Below are 19,123 nucleotides of genomic sequence, written 5' to 3' on the forward strand. Positions count from 1 at the left end.
AGACTGTACGCGACTCCCGGCACAAGAATGAATCAGGAATCCGCGTTACCGACCGAATGGCTGCCCTTTCTCAGCGGGGGAGGGGTGATGGGCGCGATGATGCGCGCCCACGACTGGTCGGCCTCGCCCCTGGGGCATCCGCGCACCTGGCCGCAGGCGCTACGTACGACGGTCGGCCTCATGCTCAACTCGAAGTTCCCGATGTTCGTCGCCTGGGGCGGCGAGCTCGGCTTCCTGTACAACGACTCCTACATCGCGATCCTGGGCGACAAGCATCCGGCCGCGCTCGGCAGGCGATTCCACGACGTCTGGGCCGAGATCTGGCTCGACATCCATCCGCTGGTCGTGCGCGCGCTCAAGGGCGAGGCGAGCTATATGGACCGCCTGCCGCTGCGCATGCGCCGTCACGGCTACGACGAGGATACCTGGTTCCGCTTTTCCTACTCTCCGGTGCGCGACGAGGACGGCACCGTGGCCGGCATGTTCTGCGCCTGCGTCGAGATGACGGGCGAGGTGCTGGCCCAGCGCTACCGCGAGGAAGAGAATGAGCGCCTGGTGACCTTGTTCGAGCAGGCGCCCGGCATCATCGCCGTGCTGCGCGGCCCGGACCATGTGTTCGAACTGACCAACCGCTCCTACCTGCAGCTGGTGGGCCACCGCGCGCTGGTGGGCAAGGCCGTGCGCGACGCGCTGCCCGAGGTGAAGGGACAGGGCTTCTTCGAGCTGCTTGACCACGTGTACCAGACCGGCCAGCCGTTCGTCGGCCATGCGGTGCCGCTGCGCGTGCAGCGCGACCGCGATGCGCCGCTGGAAGAGCGCTTCATCGACTTCGTCTACCAGCCGATCCACGACCAGCACGGCAAGGTCTCCGGCATCTTCGTCGAAGGCAGCGACGTCACGGCGCGCAAGCACATCGAGGACGAGCTGCGCGCCGCCAACCGCCAGAAGGACCAGTTCCTGGCGATGCTGGCGCACGAGCTGCGCAACCCGCTGGCGCCGATCACGACGGCGGCTCAGCTGCTGCAGCGCGGCCAGATGGACGCGCCAGGCATCCAGCGCGCCAGCGACATCATCGCGCGCCAGGCCCAGCACATGACGTCCCTGGTCAATGACCTGCTCGACGTCTCGCGTGTGACACGCGGCCAGGTGACCATCACCAGGGAGGCGCTGGAAGTACGCGAGATCGTGGGCGCCGCGGTGGAGCAGGTGCGCCCGCTGATGGATGCGCGCGGCCACGAACTGCACTGCGAGATCGCCTCCGGCGCGCTGCGCGTGGAGGGCGACCGCACGCGCCTGGTCCAGGTGGTCTCGAACATCCTCAACAACGCCGCCAAGTACACGACGCCGGGCGGATGCATCGTGCTCAGCGCGCGCATCGAGGCGGGCGACGTGCGGGTGGCGGTGCGCGACAACGGGCAGGGCATCGATCCGCCGATCCTGCCCTACATTTTTGACCTGTTCATCCAGGCCGAGCGCACGCCCGACCGCTCGCAGGGCGGCCTGGGGCTCGGCCTGGCGCTGGTCAAGAGCCTGGCCGTGCTGCATGGCGGACGGGTGGAGGCGCATAGCGAAGGCCTGGGCAAGGGCAGCGAGTTCGTGGTGTATCTGCCGTGCCTGGCCGCGGCGCCGGAAGCGGGCCCGCCGCGGCTCGACGTGCAGTCGCGTGGGGCGCGCGGACTGAAGGTGCTGGTGGTCGACGATAACGTCGATGCGGCCCAGATGCTGGGGACGCTGCTGGAGATGAGCGGCTACGAGGTCAAGGTCGAATACGACGGCAAGGGAGCATTGGCGAGCGCGCTGCAGGCGCCTCCGGACGTTGCCCTGCTCGATATCGGCCTGCCCGACATCGACGGCCACGAACTGGCGCGCCGGCTGCGGGCGATGCCCGAAACCACGCAGGCGATGCTGGTGGCGCTGACGGGGTATGGGCAGGAGGAAGACCGGCAGCGTGCGCACCATGCCGGATTCGATCATCACATGGCCAAGCCGGCGGATCTGGCGAAGCTGCTGGAGTTGCTGGCGGCGGTGGCGGTGTAGGGCGTCAGCACCGTACGAAGGTAATCCTGTCCGCTGCCAAAAAACGTCGTTCCCGCGCAGGCGGGAACCTAAGTCGCCTGCTGAGAGACTACGTTTGAGGCAGTCGACATAGCGTCAGCGTTAGGTTCCCGCCAAGGCGCCCGGCGAGGGCGGGAACGACGGGCGAGCGTTGCGAACTGGCGGGTGCGTTACTTGCCCAACATCGACACCACATTATCCGCCCCCGGCGCCCCGAACGCCTGCTGCTTGAGCACATGCAGCTGATCGCGCACCTGCGCCGCCTTCTCGAACTCGAGGTTCTTGGCATGGTCGACCATGAGCTTCTCGAGGCGCTTGATCTCCTTGCTGATCTGCTTCTCGCTCATCGACTCGACCTTGGCCGTCGCCGCATCCTCGTGCACGCCCTCGACCATGGCCTTCTGCGCGGCGCTGCTGTACACGCCGTCGATCATTTCCTTGATCTTCTTGTGCACACCCTTCGGCGTGATGCCATTGGCCTCGTTGAAGGCGATCTGCTTGGCGCGGCGACGCTCGGTCTCGTCGATCGCGCGCCGCATCGAATCGGTGATCTGGTCGCCGTACAGGATCGCCACGCCGTTGAGGTTACGCGCCGCGCGGCCGATGGTCTGGATCAGCGAACGTTCGGAGCGCAGGAAGCCCTCTTTATCTGCATCGAGCACCGCCACCAGCGACACCTCGGGCAAGTCCAGGCCCTCGCGCAGCAGGTTGATCCCGACCAGCACGTCGAAGGTGCCCAGACGCAGGTCGCGCAGGATCTCCACGCGCTCGACCGTATCGATATCGCTGTGCAGGTAGCGCACCTTGATGCCGTGGTCGCCCAGGTATTCGGTGAGCTGCTCGGCCATGCGCTTGGTCAGCGTGGTGACCAGCACGCGCTCGTCCTTGGCGACCCGGTCGTTGATCTCGCTCATCAGGTCGTCGACCTGCGACAGGGCGGGGCGCACGATGATCTGCGGGTCGACCAGGCCGGTGGGACGCACCACCTGCTCGACCACATTATCGGCCTTGCCCTGCTCGTAATCGGCCGGCGTGGCCGAGACAAAGATCGTCTGGCGCGCCTTGCTCTCGAATTCCTGGAATTTGAGCGGGCGGTTGTCCAATGCCGACGGCAGGCGGAAGCCATAGTCGACCAGGTTGGTCTTGCGCGAGCGGTCGCCGCTGTACATGGCGTTGAGCTGGCCGATCATCACGTGCGACTCGTCCATGAACATCAGGGCGTCTTTCGGCAGGTAGTCGATCAGCGTCGGAGGCGGTTCGCCCGGCATCGCGCCGGACAGGTGGCGCGAGTAGTTCTCGATGCCCTTGGTAAAGCCGATCTCGGCCATCATCTCGAGGTCGAAGCGGGTGCGCTGTTCGAGGCGCTGCTCTTCGATCAGCTTGTTCTGCTGGCGGAATTCCTCGAGGCGATCGCGCAACTCGGCCTTGATCGACTCGACCGCGCGCAGGACCGTCGAGCGCGGGGTCACGTAGTGCGAGCCCGGATATACGGTAAAGCGCGGGATCTTCTGGCGTACGCGGCCCGTCAGCGGGTCGAACAGCTGCAGCGATTCGATCTCATCGTCGAACATCTCGACGCGGATCGCCAGCTCGGCGTGCTCGGCCGGGAAGATGTCGATGGTGTCGCCGCGCACACGGAAACTGCCGCGCGAGAAATCCATCTCGTTGCGGGTGTACTGCATCTGGATCAGGCGCGCGATGATGTCGCGCTGCGCCACTTTATCCTTGTGGCGCAGGGTGAGGATCATCTTGTGGTATTCGTTCGGATTACCGATACCGTAGATCGCCGACACGGTGGCCACGATGACCACGTCGCGCCGTTCCATGAGCGACTTGGTGCACGACAGGCGCATCTGCTCGATGTGCTCGTTGATCGACGAGTCCTTTTCGATGAACAGGTCGCGCTGCGGCACATAGGCTTCGGGCTGGTAGTAATCGTAGTAGGAGACGAAATACTCGACCGCGTTCTGCGGGAAGAATTCGCGGAACTCCGAATACAGCTGGGCCGCCAACGTTTTGTTGGGTGCGAACACGATCGCCGGACGCCCGGCGCGCGCGATCACATTGGCCATCGTGTACGTCTTGCCCGAGCCCGTCACGCCAAGCAGCGTCTGGTACGACAGGCCATCGTTGATGCCGTCGATCAGGCCCTCGATCGCGGTCGGCTGGTCGCCGGCCGGCGGGAAGGGCTGGTGCAGCTTGAAGGGCGAATCCGGGAAGGTGATGACCGTCGGTTCCGGGGAAGTTGCGATGGATAAATCAGCCATACTTACAGACCTTTGTTAGAATGAGAATCCGCTCGCGGCCCTGCAACACAAGGGCCGCTGTCTATACAACCGCTGTCAACCCAGCCGAAACAACTGAGTTTATCACGATGACTTCCACTGCCTCTGCCAGCCTTTTTGGCGCCATTGAGATGGCCCCGCGCGACCCGATCCTGGGTATCACCGAAGCCTTCAATGCCGATACCAACCCTGCCAAGATCAACCTCGGCGTGGGCGTCTATTATGACAATAACGGCAAGGTGCCACTGTTGGAGTGCGTACAGAAAGCGGAAGCGAAACTGATGGAGCAGCCTGCGCCGCGCACCTACCTGCCGATCGACGGCCTGGCGGCGTACGACAAGGCCGTACAAGAACTGGTATTTGGTGCCGACAGCGCCGTAATTCAAGAGAAGCGTGCGATCACCGTGCAAGCCCTGGGCGGCACCGGCGCGCTCAAGATCGGCGCCGATTTCCTCAAGCGTTTCCTGCCGAATTCGGACGTGTACATCAGCGACCCGAGCTGGGAAAACCACCGCGCGCTGTTCGAAAGCGCCGGCTTCACCGTCCACAACTACGCCTACTACGATCCAAGCACCCGCGGCGTGAACTTCGACGGCATGCTGGCCGCGCTCAAGGCCATGCCGGCCGGCGCGATCGTCGTGCTGCATGCCTGCTGCCACAACCCGACCGGCGCCGACCTGTCGCAAGAGCAGTGGGATCAGGTTATCGCCGCCGTGCAGGCTGGCGGCCTGGTACCGTTCCTGGACATGGCCTACCAGGGCTTCGCCAACGGTATCGATGAAGACGGCGCCGTCGTGCGCCGCTTCGCCGCGACCGGCATGCCGCTCCTGGTGTCGAACTCGTTCTCGAAGTCGTTCTCGCTGTACGGCGAGCGCGTCGGCGCGCTGTCGATCGTCGCCACCAGTGGCGAAGAGGCGGCCCGCGTGCTGTCGCAACTCAAGCGCGTGGTGCGTACCAACTACTCGAACCCGCCGACCCATGGCGGCAAGGTCGTCGCGACCGTGCTGTCGACCCCTGAGCTGCGCAAGCTGTGGGAAGAAGAGCTGGCCGGCATGCGCGTGCGCATCCGCGAAATGCGCGGCGCGATGGTCGAGAAGCTGAAGGCCAAGGCCCCGGGGCACGACTTCGAATTCGTGCGCGAACAGGTCGGCATGTTCTCGTATTCGGGCCTGACCAAGGAACAAGTGGGCAAGCTGCGCGACGAATCGATCTACGCCGTGGACACCGGCCGCATCTGCGTCGCCGCGCTGAACTCGACCAATATCGATCGCGTCGTTGACGCGGTTGCCAAAGTTCTCTAAAATCCCGGCTCTCCGCAAGCGTTACGGCGTGTGCGGAGAGCAGCAGGAGTGGCGGTTGCGATCTGGGCAAATTTGACAGAAACGTTTCAGCAGCCATATAATGCAAGCATCAATTCCCTGATAGCTCAGTTGGTAGAGCGACGGACTGTTAATCCGCAGGTCCCTGGTTCGAGTCCAGGTCGGGGAGCCAGAATTAGAAGAGGCCGCATCTGAGGATGCGGCCTTTTTCGTTTTGCGGCGTGCCTGATTGGCGCTGTCGGGCACCATAGGAGATACCCGCGTGAAGCAACTTCCGAAAAGCCATGCCACCCTGATCGAAGGGCAGATGTTCCGCTTGATGAAGTCGGGGCAGGGCAAGCCGTCGATCGTGCTGATCAATGGCGCGGGCGGCCCGCTCGATGGCTGGTACAAGCTGTATCCCGAGATCGAACAGCTGGGCACCGTGTTCGCCTATGACCGGCCCGGTGTCGGCGGCAGCCCCAAGCCGCGCGAGGCGCAGTATGGCGAGACGGTGGTGGCGCAGCTGCGCCTGCTGCTGCAGACGGCCGGCGTCGAGCCGCCGTTCGTGCTGGTCGGCCATTCCTTCGGCGGCCTGCACGCCAACCTGTTCGCACGCGCTTTCGCGGACGAAGTGGCCGGCGTGCTGTTCCTGGAGGCGACCGCGCCGGACGACGTCACCACGCTCAAGCAATTCCAGTCGCCGCTGCAGCGCGGCTTCATCAATCTGCTCGACCGCATATCGCCGCGCGATCAATTTGACGAGATCCGGCACGAAGCCGAGACCGTGAAGGATATCCAGGAGGCGCCCGCGTTCCCGCCGGTGCCGGTCACGGTGCTGTCCGGCACGAAGCGCCTGCCGCGCTGGATGGTGCCTGCGGCGCTCGTGCGCGAACGTGAGCGCACGCAGCTGGGGCTGGCCGCCTTGTCGCCGCTGGGCGAGCGAATCGAGGCGCGGCGCAGCGCCCATTTCCCACAGCTTACCGAGCCGGAGCTGGTGCTGGGCGCCCTGAAGCGCCTGGTCGCGCGGACGAAAACCTAGTTTCACGTTTTTTCGTCGTGTGAATGCTTGCGAAATCGAAATCAGCAGGTATAATGCGGCCTCCTTTCCCTGATAGCTCAGTTGGTAGAGCGACGGACTGTTAATCCGCAGGTCCCTGGTTCGAGTCCAGGTCGGGGAGCCAGAATTGAGAAGGGCCGCATGCGAATGCGGCCCTTTTTGCTTTGGTGGCCCGGATCAGCCGCGCGTCAGCGTGGCCAGTACCTCATCCGTGCTGCGCACCTGCGCATACTCATCATGAAGGTTGGCCAGCGCCATCAGATGCACCTCTTCTGCGCTGCGCCACGTGCCGCCGAAATCCTGCTTGTCGAAGGTGAAGCAGGCATCGGACACGACCACGACGTCGAAGCCCAGGTTGCCGGCCGTGCGCGCCGTCGCCTCCACCGAATTGTTGGTGCTCACACCAGCGATCACCAGCCGGCGCACTGCCCGCGCATGCAGCCATCGCTCCAGGCCCGTATTGATGAAGGCATCGGGCACGTTCTTTTCGACGACGTGCTCCTGTGGCCGTGGCAGGAAGCGCTCCTGGAACGCGGCGCCGGGCTGGCCAGGCGCGAACAGGGAGGTCGGCGAACGGCTGATGTGCCGCACCGAGACCAGCGGATGCGGCGTGTCGCGCCAGGCGCGCTGCAGGCGGGCGATATTGTCTTCAGCCGCGGGATTATTGCGGGGCGCAAGCGACTCACTGCGCATCGCGTTCTGCATGTCGATGACGATCAATGCAATCGGGACGTGCATGGTGATTGTCCTTATTCGATGATCTAGGCGCCAAGATGTTGCGCATAAAACCGCGTCATGCGCTCGATCGCCAGATCCACATATTCCGGCTTGTAATACATATCATAATGGCCGGCGCCATCGATGACCAGCAGGTCTTTGTCACCCGTCGGGGCCATGCCGAACAGCGCCTTTCCCGCTTCATGCTGGCCGGTGCTGCCGCGCTTGCCGCCGACGATGACCAGTAGCGGCTTGGTGAGCAGCTTGGGTACGAGGTGGAAGGCATCGAATGCCAGCAGCGGGCCGTAGCTCGCAAACAGCAGGCGGTTGGTCGAACGCGGGTGGCGGTAGGGCGACTCGCGATAGAAGGCGACGGCTTCCAGCACCTCGGGGTCGCGCACGCCCGCTTCACGCGCCTGGGCCAGGCTGTCGGGAATCCACGGATCCCTGCGCGGCGCTGCGCCGCGCGCCTGGGCGCTTCGCTCCTTGCCGACTTCTTCCAGCGTCGCGCGCACGTCGGGCAGCATCCGGCGAAATGCCGCGCCGATGTCGGTGGCGACGACCGTCGCGAGCGCCCTGAAGCGGTGTTCGGTTTGCGCGGCGCTCACCGCATAGCCGCCACCGGCGCAGATACCCAGCATGCCGATGCGCGCTTCGTCGACGAAGGGCTGCGTCACCAGGAAATCGACGGCGCAGCGCAGATCCTCGACGCGCACCGACGGGTCCTCCAGATCGCGCGGCTCGCCGCCGCTCTCGCCCTGGTAAGAGGGATCGAATGTCAGCGCCACGAAGCCGCGCGCGGCGAGCCGCTCGGCATAGACGGCGCCGATCTGTTCTTTCACGCTGCTGCCGGGCGTGGCCAGCACGATTGCGGGGTAGGTCCTGGATTCATCGAATCCGTCGGGGACGTGCATATTACCTACGACGTCGACGCGCCGGTTCCTGAACGATATGCGCTTCCACATGCTGTTCCTCCACGTTCGTTTCTAGCATCTATTGGATCAGTTGCGCAGGCAAACCGCCATGCCTGCATGCCCGAAAAACTTGCCTGATCCTGCAGGCGGCGTCGGGGGCAGCGTTCAGAACGTCGCGTGCAGGCTCAGTTCGACGCTGCGCTCGGCGCCCATCCAGCAGTTGTCGGTGTCGAAGCAGGCGCCAACATAACGCTTGTCGCCCAGGTTGCTGGCGGTGAGGCCGATGCGCCAGGTTTTATCCAGCCTGAACATGGCGGCAGCGTCGAACACGGTGTACGACGGCACGATGCCGGTGTTGAGCGCGTCCATCTGGCTTTCGCCCACGTAGCGCGCGCCGGCGCTCAAGTCCAGCCGGTCGAGCGGCTTGTAGTTCACCCACAGCGACGCTTGCTTCTCGGCGACCCAGACCGGCGTCTTGCCGACCAGGGCGGTGTTTTGCTCGTTCTCCGTCACCTGCATGTCCAGATGGGTCAGGCCCAGCGTCAAGTCGAGGCGGTCGGTGATGGCCTGGTTCCATGAGACCTCCATACCTTTGGAGCGCACTTCGCCGTTCTGCGTGTACTTGCCGAAGTCCGGCGTGTTGACCACCACATTGCGCTTCTTGATGTCGAAGTACGCCGCGGTGAGCTGGGTGGCGCCGTCCTGCGAGCGGTATTTCAGGCCGCCCTCGAACTGCTTGGCGGTGGTGGGCTTGAAGGCCTCGCCGGTTTCGGTGTCGACACCCGAGGTCGGCTCGAACGAGGTCGAGTAGTTCAGGTAGGGCGCCAGGCCGTTGCCGAGCTGGTAGATCGCGGCCACGCGGCCGCTGGTGCGGTACTGGCGGATCTCTGTGATGCCGGCCGACGGGAATCCGTCGTAGCTGGTGCGCGCGTCGTCCTCGCTGCGGTAGCGGTCGCGCCGCACGCCGGCCAGCAGGGTCAGGGCGCCGACCCTGGCTTCGTCCTGCAGGTACAGACCCAGCTGCGATTGGCGGATTGCGTGATTCTCGGTATAGAAGCCGAACGGCAGCGCCGCGGTATCGAACAGGTGGTGGTTCGGCGCGCCGAGGTCGATCGATGGCGTCGCCGTGCCGAGGGTGTCGCCATAGCCGACGCCGGTACGCAGGCGCTGGTAGTCGAGGCCCGCCAGCACGCGGTGCCTGAGCGGACCGGTGTCGAAGCGTAGCGCGAACTGGTTGTCGATCACCCAGCCATGCATCTCTTCGTCGGTGAAATAGGCGGAGCGTCTCAGCGTGCGGTCATCCGGCGCCAGGCCGTTGTTGTAGGTATTGCGCTGGAAGCCGTTGGCCTTGGTATAGCGGAAGTTCTGCAGGAAGCTCGCCTTGTCGTTGAAGGCGTGTTCGAACTTCCAGCCCGCAAGCGTCGTTTCGCGCTGCATGCCGGACCAGCCGGCGTCGCCGGCAAAAGCGTCGGCGTCCAGGCGGCCGTAAGGCGCATCGTGCAGGGTGCCGACGGCGGGCAGGGGCGTCGACGGGATCAGGGCCGGATCGTCCTGGTAGTACAGATTGACGTTCAGGCGCGTCGATGCGCCGATGCGCCAGGTGACGGATGGCGCCACCAGGCGGCGTTCTTCCTCGGTGGTCGCCTGCTGGCCGTCGCGCTCGCGCGCCAGGGCCACCAGGCGATAGTCGACGTCCTTCGACAGCGGGCCGGTCGCGTCCAGCGCCAGCTCGCGCAGCGCATTGGTGCCGACACGGGCGCGCACGGTGGTCTCCTGCTTCGAATGCGGTTGCTTGGCGGTCTGGTTGACCATGCCGCCCGGCGGCGCCGAGCCGTACAGCACCGACACCGGGCCCTTGAGCACTTCGACGCTGCCGGTGGCGAAGGCGTCGACCTGCGGCACCAGGTTCCACAGGCCGTCATACTGCAGCGGCAGGCCGTCATAATAGTTGCGGTAGCTCTCGAAGCCGCGGATCGTGTACTGGTCGAAGATGGTCACCGTCGCGCGGCTTTCCGGCGTCACGCCCGGCACGTAGCGCAATGCCTCGTTGACGCTGTCGGCCTGGCGCGCGCTGAGCAGTTCGGTGTCGTAGACCTCGTAGCTCATCGGCGCCTCCAGCGGCTTGAGGTCGGACTTGGTGCCGGTGGTGCGGTAGCCGGTGGCGGTGACGACTACCTGGGCGGTGTCGCCGCCGGTCGGAATCGCGGCGTCCTGCGCGCAAACGGGCGATGCAGCGAGTGTTGACAGGACGAGCAGGCGGGGCAGGCCGCGGCGGGGAAGAACGGTGACGGGCATGGTCTTCTTGCTTGTGCCAAAATGATAATGAGAATCATTATCATTTCGTATCCCGTGCCTGTCAATCGGGTGTTGCAGGCGCTTAGCGCTTGCCGGACACCGGCCTGACCTTCGACGCCGCCTCGAGCGCACGCTGGCGCGCGGTCTCGACATCGTCGGCGCTCGCCAGCGCCACGCCCATGCGGCGGCGCGCGAACGATTCCGGCTTGCCGAACAGGCGTAGGTCGGCGCCCGGCACGCGCAGCGCCTCGGCCACTCCCTCGAAGGCGATGCCGGCTTCGTCCAGCTGGCCATAGATCACGGCGGAGGCGCCGGGCGCGCGCAATGCCGGGTTCACCGGCAGGCCGAGGATGGCTTTCGCGTGCAGTTCGAATTCGCTCTGCAACTGGCTCGCCATCGTCACCATGCCGGTGTCGTGCGGGCGCGGGCTCACTTCCGAGAACCACACCATATCGCCCTTGACGAACAGCTCGACGCCGAACACGCCCAGCCCGCCCAGGTTGGCGGTGACCTTGCTCGCGATGTCGCGCGCCCGCTCGAGCGCCAGCGGCTGCATCGGGTGCGGCTGCCACGATTCGACGTAGTCTCCCTGCACCTGCTTGTGGCCGATCGGTTCGCAGAAGCTCGTTTCGATCTTGCCGTCGGCGCCCAGCGAGCGCACCGTCAGCAGGGTGATTTCGTAATCGAAATCGATGAAGCCTTCGGCGATCACGCGGCCGGCGTCGACCCGGCCGCCCGCGGCGGCGTAGGCCCAGGCATCGGCCACGTCGGCGGCGGAATCGAGTTTCGACTGGCCCTTGCCGGACGACGACATCACGGGTTTGACCACGCAGGGGAAGCCGACCGCTTCGCAGGCTTCCTGCAACTCGGCCAGGCTGCTGGCGAAGCGGTAGGGCGAGGTCGCCAGGCCCAGTTCCTCGGCCGCCAGGCGGCGGATGCCTTCGCGGTTCATGGTCAGCTGGGCCGCGCGCGCGGTGGGGATGCAGGTGATGCGACCCGCGGCTTCGAGTTCGGCCAGCTTGTCGGTGGCGATGGCTTCGATTTCGGGCACCACCAGGTCGGGGCGTTCGCGGTCGATCAGCGCCTCCAGTGCGGCGCCGTCGGTCATGTCGATCACGTGGGCGCGGTGCGCCACTTGATGGCCGGGCGCGTTCGGGTAGCGGTCGACGGCGATCACTTCGACGCCTAGGCGCTGCAGGGCGATGATCACTTCCTTGCCCAGCTCGCCGGAGCCGAGCAGCATGACTTTGGTTGCGGAAGGGGCGAGCGGGGTGCCGAGGGTGCGGGAAGTGGTCATGGTTTGTCTGTGAGGTCGGACTGTGATGAGATTGCAGGCCGCAGGTGGCGGCGAAGCCGAAACTATAGCAAAGCGGGAGGCGCTGGATCGGGTCGTGGCATCGATTCACAAGAGGCACTGGTCAAACTGCAATCGCCCGGCTATAATATTGCCTCAATTCCCTGATAGCTCAGTTGGTAGAGCGACGGACTGTTAATCCGCAGGTCCCTGGTTCGAGTCCAGGTCGGGGAGCCAGAATATGAAAAGCCTTGTGGGGAACCACAAGGCTTTTTTCGTATTGCTCCACCGGGTTGCTTGGTCGGGACAGTTTCCCGAACCCGAATTTGTCAGGGCGGACGTGATGGAGGGTTGATTGATAGAGCGATTTGGTGCTGATGGCCAGTTCAGGTTCCATGTGAATGCAAGTATTCCCGTGGTGCTGAAGGCCAGCGATGAGGCAAGCGCGCTCGACTTCTGGCAGCTCATGGAAGATTCCGTGTTGCGCGAACCCGGAGGCGTATGGCGGCTGATCCAGGGAGCGATTTGCAATGGCATCGAGTGGCCGATATGGTGGGCGCAGCACATCATCGATCGAGATCGCTACTTCGAACAGACCGCCGGCTTAGCCTTCCTGTGCGATACAAAGTTCGCCAATGATGCCGCGGCGCGCGCCGAGAAATGGCGAAGGGTCGACATCTGCGTCGCGCTCCAGGGGCTTGTCTCGGAAGATGTCCATTTCCCTGACTTCTACGAGACCATATCGCTAGTGTCGTCCGAAGACGTCATACCGCAGATTCGTTGGATGAGCGACTACCAGTTACAAAATTACGTCATCCAGTGCTATGAGAAACATCGTTTGTTCAGCATGAGTGATGTCCCGCTCGCCGACGATAATTTCTGGCCGGAGGAGGCGGATGAGCTCGAAGCAAGAGGCCTTGTTACATCGGGGATAAGTATTCCGCTTCGTGTGCTCCTCAGCGGTATGCGAAACGCTGACTTGCGCACGCTCTTGCTGAAGTTCGGCAAAAAGCCATACGCTCGTCGCTTGGATAACGAAGCGGCGCTGTATGCACTGAGCAGCCTGTCGCCCGACGTGGTTGAGGCAATTCGCTTAGCCGGTACGACACCTGAATTGCGCTGCAAGATGCCTCCTCAAGGCGTGACATGGGAGCAGCTCCAGGCTTATCGATGGCAGATACGGGGAATGATTGGAACGTTGTACGATTTTCTGCAGAATCCACAGACACTACGCCATCGGTTTCCAGCGGTATTCGCGGAAATTTTCAAAGATAGCGGCCTCGACGTAAAGAACTGCGGATTCATTTTTTAGCGCTATACGCGGTTTCCTGCGCATGCCCGTTCCCGGCCGGATCGCCAGGGCTGGCTCGATGTTGTTGGCGCCACTCCAGTAGTTCGTACACCGCCATCCCCGCCACCATCGCCAGAAAGAACAGCAACGGCTTGACACCGCCAACCAGGATCGACGCCACCGCCGGCCCGGGACAATACCCGGCCAGCCCCCAGCCACCGCCGAATACCAGGCTGCCCACCAGCAGCCTGCGGTCGATCCGGGTCGCGGTGGGCAGTTGCAGCGGCTCTCCCAGCAGGGAAAGCCGTCGGCGCCGCGCGAGCGCATACGCCGGCGTGGCCGCCAGCAGCGCACCGAGCATCAAGATCCCCAACGACGGATCCCAGGCCCCAGCCAGGTCGAGAAATGCCAGTACTTTGGCCGGATTGGTCACCCCGGAGAGAATCAGCCCGGTCCCGAACAGCAGGCCGGCCCCCAGGGCGAACAGGATGTTCATGTGGAGCTCCCGAGCACATGGCGCAGCAGGTAGACGACCGCGAAGCCGGCGCCCATGAAGGCGGCGGTCGCCGCCAGCGAGCGTGGCGAGCCGCGCGCCATGCCGCACACGCCGTGGCCGCTGGTGCAGCCGCCGGCGTAGCGGGTGCCGATGCCGACCAGCAGGCCGGATGCGATCAGCGCCAGCCAGCCCGCATCGACCTCGACGTGGGGCGGAGAGGCAAGCAGGCTATAGAGCAGGGGAGCGCAGGCCAGGCCCGCGAGGAATGCCAGGCGCCAGCCGGTCTCGCCATGCGCCGGATGCAGCAGCCCGCCGAGAATCCCGCTGACGCCGGCGATGCGGCCATTGAACAGCAGCAGCCCGCCGGCCGCCAGGCCGATCAGCAGTCCGCCAGCCAGCGCCGACCACGGCGTGAAATTGACCCAGTCGATGTCCATCGTGCGCCCCCAATCCGCCTTGGACCGCGGATGCGCGGAAAAGTTATTGCAAGCATATCGCTCAGCGGCTCTTCTTCTTGTTGGATGTGTAAGTACGGGTATAGAACTCGGGCGGCTTGTTGGCCACCCAGTCGATGAAGGCGGCGATGTCCTCGTGGCCGCGCAGCGCGTCCCAGGTGTGATACTGCCGCAGCAGTTCACGCTCGGTCAGCGCAGAGTGAATCTTGCGGTGGCAGATCTTGTGGATCGGGAACTGCTCCTTACCCTTGAAGGTCCTCGGGACCAGGTGGTGGCGGTCGATATTGACAGTCCCGAGAGGCCGTCCGCACAGGGGACAACAGTTGTCGATCACATCCTGCTCCGGGTTGTGTTTGCTTATCGATTGCGATATGGTGGGCTAGAACGCGTTGCACAAGTCTTGACCCGATAATTTCAATGGAGAAATGCGTGTGCGCATTGTGTAAAATAGGAAACGTGTAAAATTCACCCTTGGTCTTTGTGCAAGACATTCACCTCTCTAGCCTGAAAGCGACGCAGTTGCATGATTGAAGCCGACTCGACCCGCTGCTCCGTGTTGTTGATTGACGATGAATCCTTTGCCCAGGACATCATCGCGCACGGTCTGAAAGGTTGTGTCGGCCATCAACTCATGTACGAATCGGACTCGTCGCGCGCCGTCGACATGGCGCGCGAGGTCGATGCAACCGTGGTCATCGTCGACCTGCGCATGCCGGGTGGAGTCGATGGCTTCGATGTCATCGCCAGCTTGCGTGCGCATCCGGATACCCACGACATTCCCGTCATCCTGCTCTCGTCCGAGGACGATCCCGACATCAAGGCCAAGGCCTTCGCCATCGGCGCCAGCGACTATATGGTCAAGTGGCCCGATCCGCGCGAACTGGTGGCGCGGGTGCGCCACCACAGCGGCGCCTGCATCGCCCGGCGCGAGCGCGACCAGGCCTTCGCCTCGCTGCGCCGCAGCCAGGAAGAGCTGGCCGCCAGCCAGTCGGCGCTGCAGCAGGCGCAGAAGATGGAGGCGATCGGCCAGCTCACCGGCGGCGTCGCCCACGACTTCAACAATGTGCTGCAGATCATCGGCGGCAACCTGCAACTGCTCAGGATGGTTGGCGGCCTGAGCGATGCGGGGCGCTCGCGGGTCGAGATGGCGCTGGCCGGCGTCGAGCGCGGCGCCAAGCTGGCGTCGCACTTGCTCGCTTTTGCGCGTCGGCAGCCATTGCAGTCGATCGTGATCGATCCGGGCGGTCTGCTGCGCGAGCTGGACGATATGGCGCGCCGCCTGCTGGACGCCAATACCTTTGTCCGCAGCGAGATCGCTGCCGACCTCGGCAGCACGGTGATCGATCCGAACCAGCTCAATAATGTGCTGCTCAATCTGGTCATCAATGCGCGCGACGCGATGCCTGGCGGCGGTACCCTGACCATTCGCGCCACCAACGTCGGCCCCGGCGACGAACGGCCGGCGGAAGTGGCATCCGACGACTTCGTGATGATCGAGATCGCCGACACCGGCAAGGGCATGCCGCCCGACGTGATGGCGCGCGCATTCGAGCCATTTTTCACCACCAAGCCGACCGGGCAGGGCACTGGCCTGGGCCTGTCGATGGCCTACGGTTTCGTCAAGCAGTCAGGCGGCGAGATCGTGCTGCGCAGCGAAGCCGGCAAGGGCACCAGTGTGTGCATCTATCTGCCGCGCAGCAGTGCGGCGCCACAGGTCGCCAGCGAGCATCCTTACCACCTGCCGCTGGCCGGCGGCCTGGAGACCATCCTGGTGGTCGAGGACGAAGAAGACGTGCGCTCGTCGACCTGCGGCATCCTGTCCGCGCTCGGCTACGACGTGCTGGAGGCGGGGGACGCCGCGCAGGCAGCGGCGATCATCGAGCAGGGGCGTCACATCGATCTGGTGTTCACCGACGTGGTGATGCCGGGGCCGCTCACCAGCCTGCAACTGGGCGAGATTGTGCGCAGCAAGCTGCCGGAATGCGAGGTGCTGTACACCTCGGGCTATGCCGAGGGTGTGCTGACCCATGAAGGAAAATTGGACGCATCGGTCCATTTGCTGCAGAAGCCCTACCATCCGGAAGCGCTGAGCGCGCGCATCCGTCACCTGCTGCGGCGCGCCAGGCGCGCCGCCGGCAAACCGTCAAGCGCAACTCATTTCGGCTTGATGTAGCGGTGCGAGCCTGGCGGCGGCTCGTTCAGCACCGCCCAGAAGATGCCAAGATCGGCGATCGCGCGCACGAATTCATTGAAGTCCACCGGCTTGACCACATAGGCGTTCACGCCCAGCGCATAGCTGCGCACCACGTCCTGCTCTTCCTTGGACGAGGTCAGCATCACTACCGGCACCGGCTTGAGCGCCTCGGTGTTGCGGATTTCCTTGAGCACTTCGAGGCCGTCGACCTTGGGCAGCTTGAGGTCGAGCAGGATCACGGCCGGGCTGCCCAGCTGGCGGTCGGCGAACTCGCCGCGCCGGTGCAGATAGTCGAGCGCTTCGGCGCCGTCGCGCACCACCACGACTTCGTTGGCCAGCTGGCTCTTCGACAACGCGATCAGCGTCAGTTCGAGGTCGTGCGGATTGTCTTCTACCAGAAGAATGGGTTTGAGCATGGTACGGTCTACGGATTGATGGGTTGTTTTGGAAGGCTGAAGGAGAACGTCGCCCCTTCGCCCAGTATCGAGTCGGCCCATACGCGGCCGTTATGGCGCTCGATGATGCGGCGTACGTTGGCCAGGCCAATGCCGGTGCCCTGGAAGTCTTCCATCCGGTGCAGGCGCTGGAATACGCCGAACAGCTTGTGCACGTAGTTGGGGTTGAAGCCGGCGCCATTGTCGGCCACGTGGAATACGAAATCGTCGGCGGTCTCGTCGCAGGTGATCCGGATCACGGCCTGTTCGCGTTCGCGTGTGAACTTGACCGCGTTCGACAGCAGGTTGTACATCGCCAGGTGCAGGAAGGCCGGGTCGGCGCAGACGACCGGCATGCCTTCGATATGCCAGTCGACCTTGCGCTGGCCGATGTCCAGGGCCAGTTTGTCGATGCAGCCCGACACCAGGTCTGTCATGTCGATATTGGTCGGACGCAGGGCGGCGCGGCCCATCTGCGAGAACGACAGCAGGTCGTCGACCAGCTTGCCGGCCAGGCGCGCCGATTCCTTGATGTTCTTTAAAAAGCGCTGGCGCATGGCCACGTCTTCGCTGCCGGCCGATTCGATCAAGAGGTCCGAGAAGCCCGCGATGTGGCGCAGCGGTGCGCGCAGGTCGTGCGACACCGAATACGAGAACGCTTCGAGCTCCTTGTTGGCGCGGCCCAGTTCTTCGGCCAGTTCGGCCATCTGTTCCGCGCGCTCGAGCGCGATGCCCAGTAGCGCACTGCGAAACTCGGTGGTCAGCTCGATCTCGGCGGCATGCCAGGGCAGGCTGTGGCCGTGGATGGTCTCGCGCCAGGCGGCGAAACTCTGGCGCGGCGACAGGCTGGTCGGCGCATTGGCGGCGGCCTGTTTTTCATACGGATTGCCGGCCCATTCCACGGTCTGCACCAGCTCGGGACGGAACCACAGCAGGTAGTGTTGGTGGATGCGCGAGATCGGCAGCGCCAGCAGGCCGCTGGCGTTGCGCGTCAGTTCCTGCGCCGGCGGGTAGGCGTCGGCCAGGTGATTGGTATGGAACACCTCGTGACCGTGCACCGCGAGCCAGGTGGCCAGCGACCGGATCGACGCGTCGTTCGGCGTGTCGCCATAGGTCAGGATGCGGTCGTCCACCACGATCGCCACGCCGCCGGCGCGCGCAAAGCGCAGCAGTTCGGGGAACACGCCGGACAGGTTGTCGATGAAGTCGGAACCATTGGTCAGGCGGCCCAGCATCTCGACCATGATGCGGCGCACGTCGAGGCGGAACTGCAGTTCGCGCGCATCCTCGCGCGACTCGACGCACAGCGCCAGGATCTGACCCAGTTGCTCGCAGGCGGTGCGCTTTTCGACCGACACCTGGCAGGGCGTCGCGTTGTGGCACGAGATCAGGCCCCATAACTGGCCCTTGACGATCAGCGACACCGACATCGAGGCCAGTGTGCCCATATTGCGCATGTACTGCAGGTGCACCGGCGAGACGCTGCGCAGGGCGGCGAAGGACAGGTCGTTGCGCGCGCCGGTGGCCGGATTGACGTCCGGGACCAGTGGGGCGGCCTCGTAATTGGCGTCTTGGATCACACGGATCGGCGACAGCGTATACAGTGCGCGCGCCTGGACCGGGATATCGCTGGCCGGGAACGATTGATCGAAATACGAGTCGTAATCGTCCGCCTTCGACTCGGCCACCACCCGGCCATGGCCGGTGGGGTCGAACTGGTAGACCATCACGCGGCCGTAGCCGGTCACCGAACGCACGTGGCGCGCGGCCAGGTCGGTCAGGGCCGGAATGGATGCATGGTCGCCCACGCGCGCCAGGAAGTCGGTGATGAGCGGGTACAGGTGGCGAAAATCGGCCGGCTGCGCGCGCATGACCGATTCGAATTCGGCGATCACCAGGCCATCCCAGGCGTGCGCCAGCACGTCGAAGTGCTGGCCGTTGCCGGTCGTGACGGTGCCGAGGTAGGCCGGACGCTGGCCCAGCGTGCCGCTGCCCAGTTCCAGGGCCAGGTGGGCAACGGCCGCTTCGCCGATCGCGGCGGCCAGCGGCCGGCCGATCGCGGCGCCGGCTTCGACGCCGGTCCACCCGGCGAGATTGGCGCTCGCCTGCAGCACGTCGAGTGCAGGCGACAGCGTCAGCATGAAGCCATGCGGCTGGATGCTGCCCGGCGTGCGGATCGGTTCGCGGTCGCAGCCGGTGATGTCGAGGTGGTCGGGAGAGGCCTGGGTCATGGAGCCGCTTTGTAACGAGCAGGGAACAAGGCGCATTGTAACGTGAAAAGCTGGTATCTCATTCTATATAGAATGTTTTTCAACACCCGATGCCCAGACGTATT

15 protein-coding genes and 3 tRNA genes are annotated in these 19,123 nt (G+C 64.5%); 8 read left to right on the forward strand and 10 right to left on the reverse strand.

What is annotated here, in order from left to right:
• Positions 1-27 precede the first annotated feature (27 nt).
• The gene (locus tag SOM28_RS16430) at positions 28-2,037 is read left to right on the forward strand and encodes a hybrid sensor histidine kinase/response regulator (RefSeq protein ID WP_320468745.1); all 2,010 of its coding nucleotides are present in this window, start codon (positions 28-30) and stop codon (positions 2,035-2,037) included.
• Between the two features lie 188 nt (positions 2,038-2,225).
• On the opposite strand, the gene uvrB is transcribed toward SOM28_RS16430, so the two are convergent.
• Entirely contained in the window at positions 2,226-4,322 is a 2,097-nt protein-coding gene (gene uvrB, locus SOM28_RS16435) for an excinuclease ABC subunit UvrB (RefSeq protein ID WP_123072077.1), read from the reverse strand.
• A gap of 107 nt (positions 4,323-4,429) precedes the next feature.
• Here uvrB and SOM28_RS16440 point away from each other — a divergent pair, with 107 nt between their 5' ends.
• From SOM28_RS16440 to SOM28_RS16455, 4 genes are all read left to right on the forward strand, one after another.
• On the forward strand, positions 4,430-5,641 hold the full coding sequence (locus SOM28_RS16440; RefSeq protein WP_123072078.1) for an amino acid aminotransferase: 1,212 nt from the start codon (positions 4,430-4,432) through the stop codon (positions 5,639-5,641).
• Between the two features lie 114 nt (positions 5,642-5,755).
• Positions 5,756-5,831: transfer RNA gene (locus SOM28_RS16445), tRNA-Asn, on the forward strand.
• Positions 5,832-5,921: 90 nt separating this feature from the next.
• Complete coding sequence (locus SOM28_RS16450; protein ID WP_123072079.1) at positions 5,922-6,680, forward strand: alpha/beta fold hydrolase; 759 nt, start codon at positions 5,922-5,924, stop codon at positions 6,678-6,680.
• 66 nt (positions 6,681-6,746) lie between these two features.
• Positions 6,747-6,822 (forward strand) — tRNA-Asn (locus SOM28_RS16455).
• Between the two features lie 53 nt (positions 6,823-6,875).
• Here the strand turns inward: SOM28_RS16455 and SOM28_RS16460 are convergent.
• The 4 genes from SOM28_RS16460 to purT form a co-directional block, all read right to left on the reverse strand.
• Positions 6,876-7,436 carry a cysteine hydrolase family protein gene (locus tag SOM28_RS16460; protein ID WP_320468746.1) on the reverse strand — a complete coding sequence of 187 codons (561 nt, stop codon included), beginning with the start codon at positions 7,434-7,436 and terminating at the stop codon, positions 6,876-6,878.
• Positions 7,437-7,459: 23 nt separating this feature from the next.
• The gene (locus SOM28_RS16465; protein WP_320468747.1) at positions 7,460-8,380 is read right to left on the reverse strand and encodes an alpha/beta hydrolase; all 921 of its coding nucleotides are present in this window, start codon (positions 8,378-8,380) and stop codon (positions 7,460-7,462) included.
• A 114-nt stretch (positions 8,381-8,494) separates the two neighbouring features.
• Entirely contained in the window at positions 8,495-10,624 is a 2,130-nt protein-coding gene (locus SOM28_RS16470) for a TonB-dependent siderophore receptor (protein WP_320468748.1), read from the reverse strand.
• An 82-nt stretch (positions 10,625-10,706) separates the two neighbouring features.
• Positions 10,707-11,921: a formate-dependent phosphoribosylglycinamide formyltransferase gene (gene purT / locus SOM28_RS16475; protein WP_320468749.1), complete on the reverse strand. Its 1,215-nt coding sequence runs from the start codon at positions 11,919-11,921 to the stop codon at positions 10,707-10,709.
• 158 nt (positions 11,922-12,079) lie between these two features.
• On the opposite strand from purT, the gene SOM28_RS16480 reads away from it, so the two are divergent.
• A tRNA-Asn gene (locus SOM28_RS16480) sits at positions 12,080-12,155 on the forward strand.
• 118 nt (positions 12,156-12,273) lie between these two features.
• Positions 12,274-13,230, forward strand: coding sequence for a hypothetical protein (locus SOM28_RS16485; RefSeq protein ID WP_320468750.1), 957 nt, complete (start codon positions 12,274-12,276; stop codon positions 13,228-13,230).
• Here SOM28_RS16485 and SOM28_RS16490 read toward each other — a convergent pair.
• The 3 genes from SOM28_RS16490 to SOM28_RS16500 form a co-directional block, all read right to left on the reverse strand.
• Complete coding sequence (locus SOM28_RS16490) at positions 13,220-13,705, reverse strand: YeeE/YedE family protein (protein WP_320468751.1); 486 nt, start codon at positions 13,703-13,705, stop codon at positions 13,220-13,222. The two genes, SOM28_RS16485 and SOM28_RS16490, sit on opposite strands and share 11 nt — an antisense overlap.
• On the reverse strand, positions 13,702-14,142 hold the full coding sequence (locus tag SOM28_RS16495) for a YeeE/YedE family protein (RefSeq protein WP_320468752.1): 441 nt from the start codon (positions 14,140-14,142) through the stop codon (positions 13,702-13,704). Before SOM28_RS16495 ends, SOM28_RS16490 begins: the two co-directional genes overlap by 4 nt.
• Before the next feature lie 61 nt (positions 14,143-14,203).
• Complete coding sequence (locus SOM28_RS16500; RefSeq protein WP_320468753.1) at positions 14,204-14,494, reverse strand: hypothetical protein; 291 nt, start codon at positions 14,492-14,494, stop codon at positions 14,204-14,206.
• 189 nt (positions 14,495-14,683) lie between these two features.
• Between SOM28_RS16500 and SOM28_RS16505 the strand changes: the two genes are divergently transcribed.
• Positions 14,684-16,333, forward strand: a complete 1,650-nt coding sequence (locus tag SOM28_RS16505; protein WP_320468754.1) for a response regulator — start codon at positions 14,684-14,686, stop codon at positions 16,331-16,333.
• Here SOM28_RS16505 and SOM28_RS16510 read toward each other — a convergent pair.
• On the reverse strand, positions 16,315-16,770 hold the full coding sequence (locus SOM28_RS16510) for a response regulator (protein ID WP_123070677.1): 456 nt from the start codon (positions 16,768-16,770) through the stop codon (positions 16,315-16,317). The genes SOM28_RS16505 and SOM28_RS16510 overlap by 19 nt on opposite strands.
• Positions 16,771-16,778: 8 nt before the next feature.
• Complete coding sequence (locus tag SOM28_RS16515) at positions 16,779-19,019, reverse strand: ATP-binding protein (RefSeq protein WP_320468755.1); 2,241 nt, start codon at positions 19,017-19,019, stop codon at positions 16,779-16,781.
• Between the last annotated feature and the right edge of the window lie 104 nt (positions 19,020-19,123).

Origin of the sequence: Massilia sp. CFBP9026, from assembly GCF_034045165.1 — a bacterium.
GTDB classification, from domain to species: domain Bacteria; phylum Pseudomonadota; class Gammaproteobacteria; order Burkholderiales; family Burkholderiaceae_D; genus Telluria; species Telluria arenae.

Excerpts from the sequence above, each read along its gene's own strand:
- SOM28_RS16460 (WP_320468746.1), bottom strand. The coding sequence starts at position 7,436 with ATGCACGTCCCGATTGCATTGATCGTCATCGACATGCAGAACGCGATG.
- SOM28_RS16510 (WP_123070677.1), bottom strand. The coding sequence starts at position 16,770 with ATGCTCAAACCCATTCTTCTGGTAGAAGACAATCCGCACGACCTCGAA.
- SOM28_RS16490 (WP_320468751.1), bottom strand. The coding sequence starts at position 13,705 with ATGAACATCCTGTTCGCCCTGGGGGCCGGCCTGCTGTTCGGGACCGGG.
- purT (WP_320468749.1), bottom strand. The coding sequence starts at position 11,921 with ATGACCACTTCCCGCACCCTCGGCACCCCGCTCGCCCCTTCCGCAACC.
- uvrB (WP_123072077.1), bottom strand. The coding sequence starts at position 4,322 with ATGGCTGATTTATCCATCGCAACTTCCCCGGAACCGACGGTCATCACC.
- SOM28_RS16495 (WP_320468752.1), bottom strand. The coding sequence starts at position 14,142 with ATGGACATCGACTGGGTCAATTTCACGCCGTGGTCGGCGCTGGCTGGC.
- SOM28_RS16440 (WP_123072078.1), top strand. The coding sequence starts at position 4,430 with ATGACTTCCACTGCCTCTGCCAGCCTTTTTGGCGCCATTGAGATGGCC.
- SOM28_RS16505 (WP_320468754.1), top strand. The coding sequence starts at position 14,684 with ATGATTGAAGCCGACTCGACCCGCTGCTCCGTGTTGTTGATTGACGAT.
- SOM28_RS16465 (WP_320468747.1), bottom strand. The coding sequence starts at position 8,380 with ATGTGGAAGCGCATATCGTTCAGGAACCGGCGCGTCGACGTCGTAGGT.
- SOM28_RS16470 (WP_320468748.1), bottom strand. The coding sequence starts at position 10,624 with ATGCCCGTCACCGTTCTTCCCCGCCGCGGCCTGCCCCGCCTGCTCGTC.
- SOM28_RS16430 (WP_320468745.1), top strand. The coding sequence starts at position 28 with ATGAATCAGGAATCCGCGTTACCGACCGAATGGCTGCCCTTTCTCAGC.
- SOM28_RS16515 (WP_320468755.1), bottom strand. The coding sequence starts at position 19,019 with ATGACCCAGGCCTCTCCCGACCACCTCGACATCACCGGCTGCGACCGC.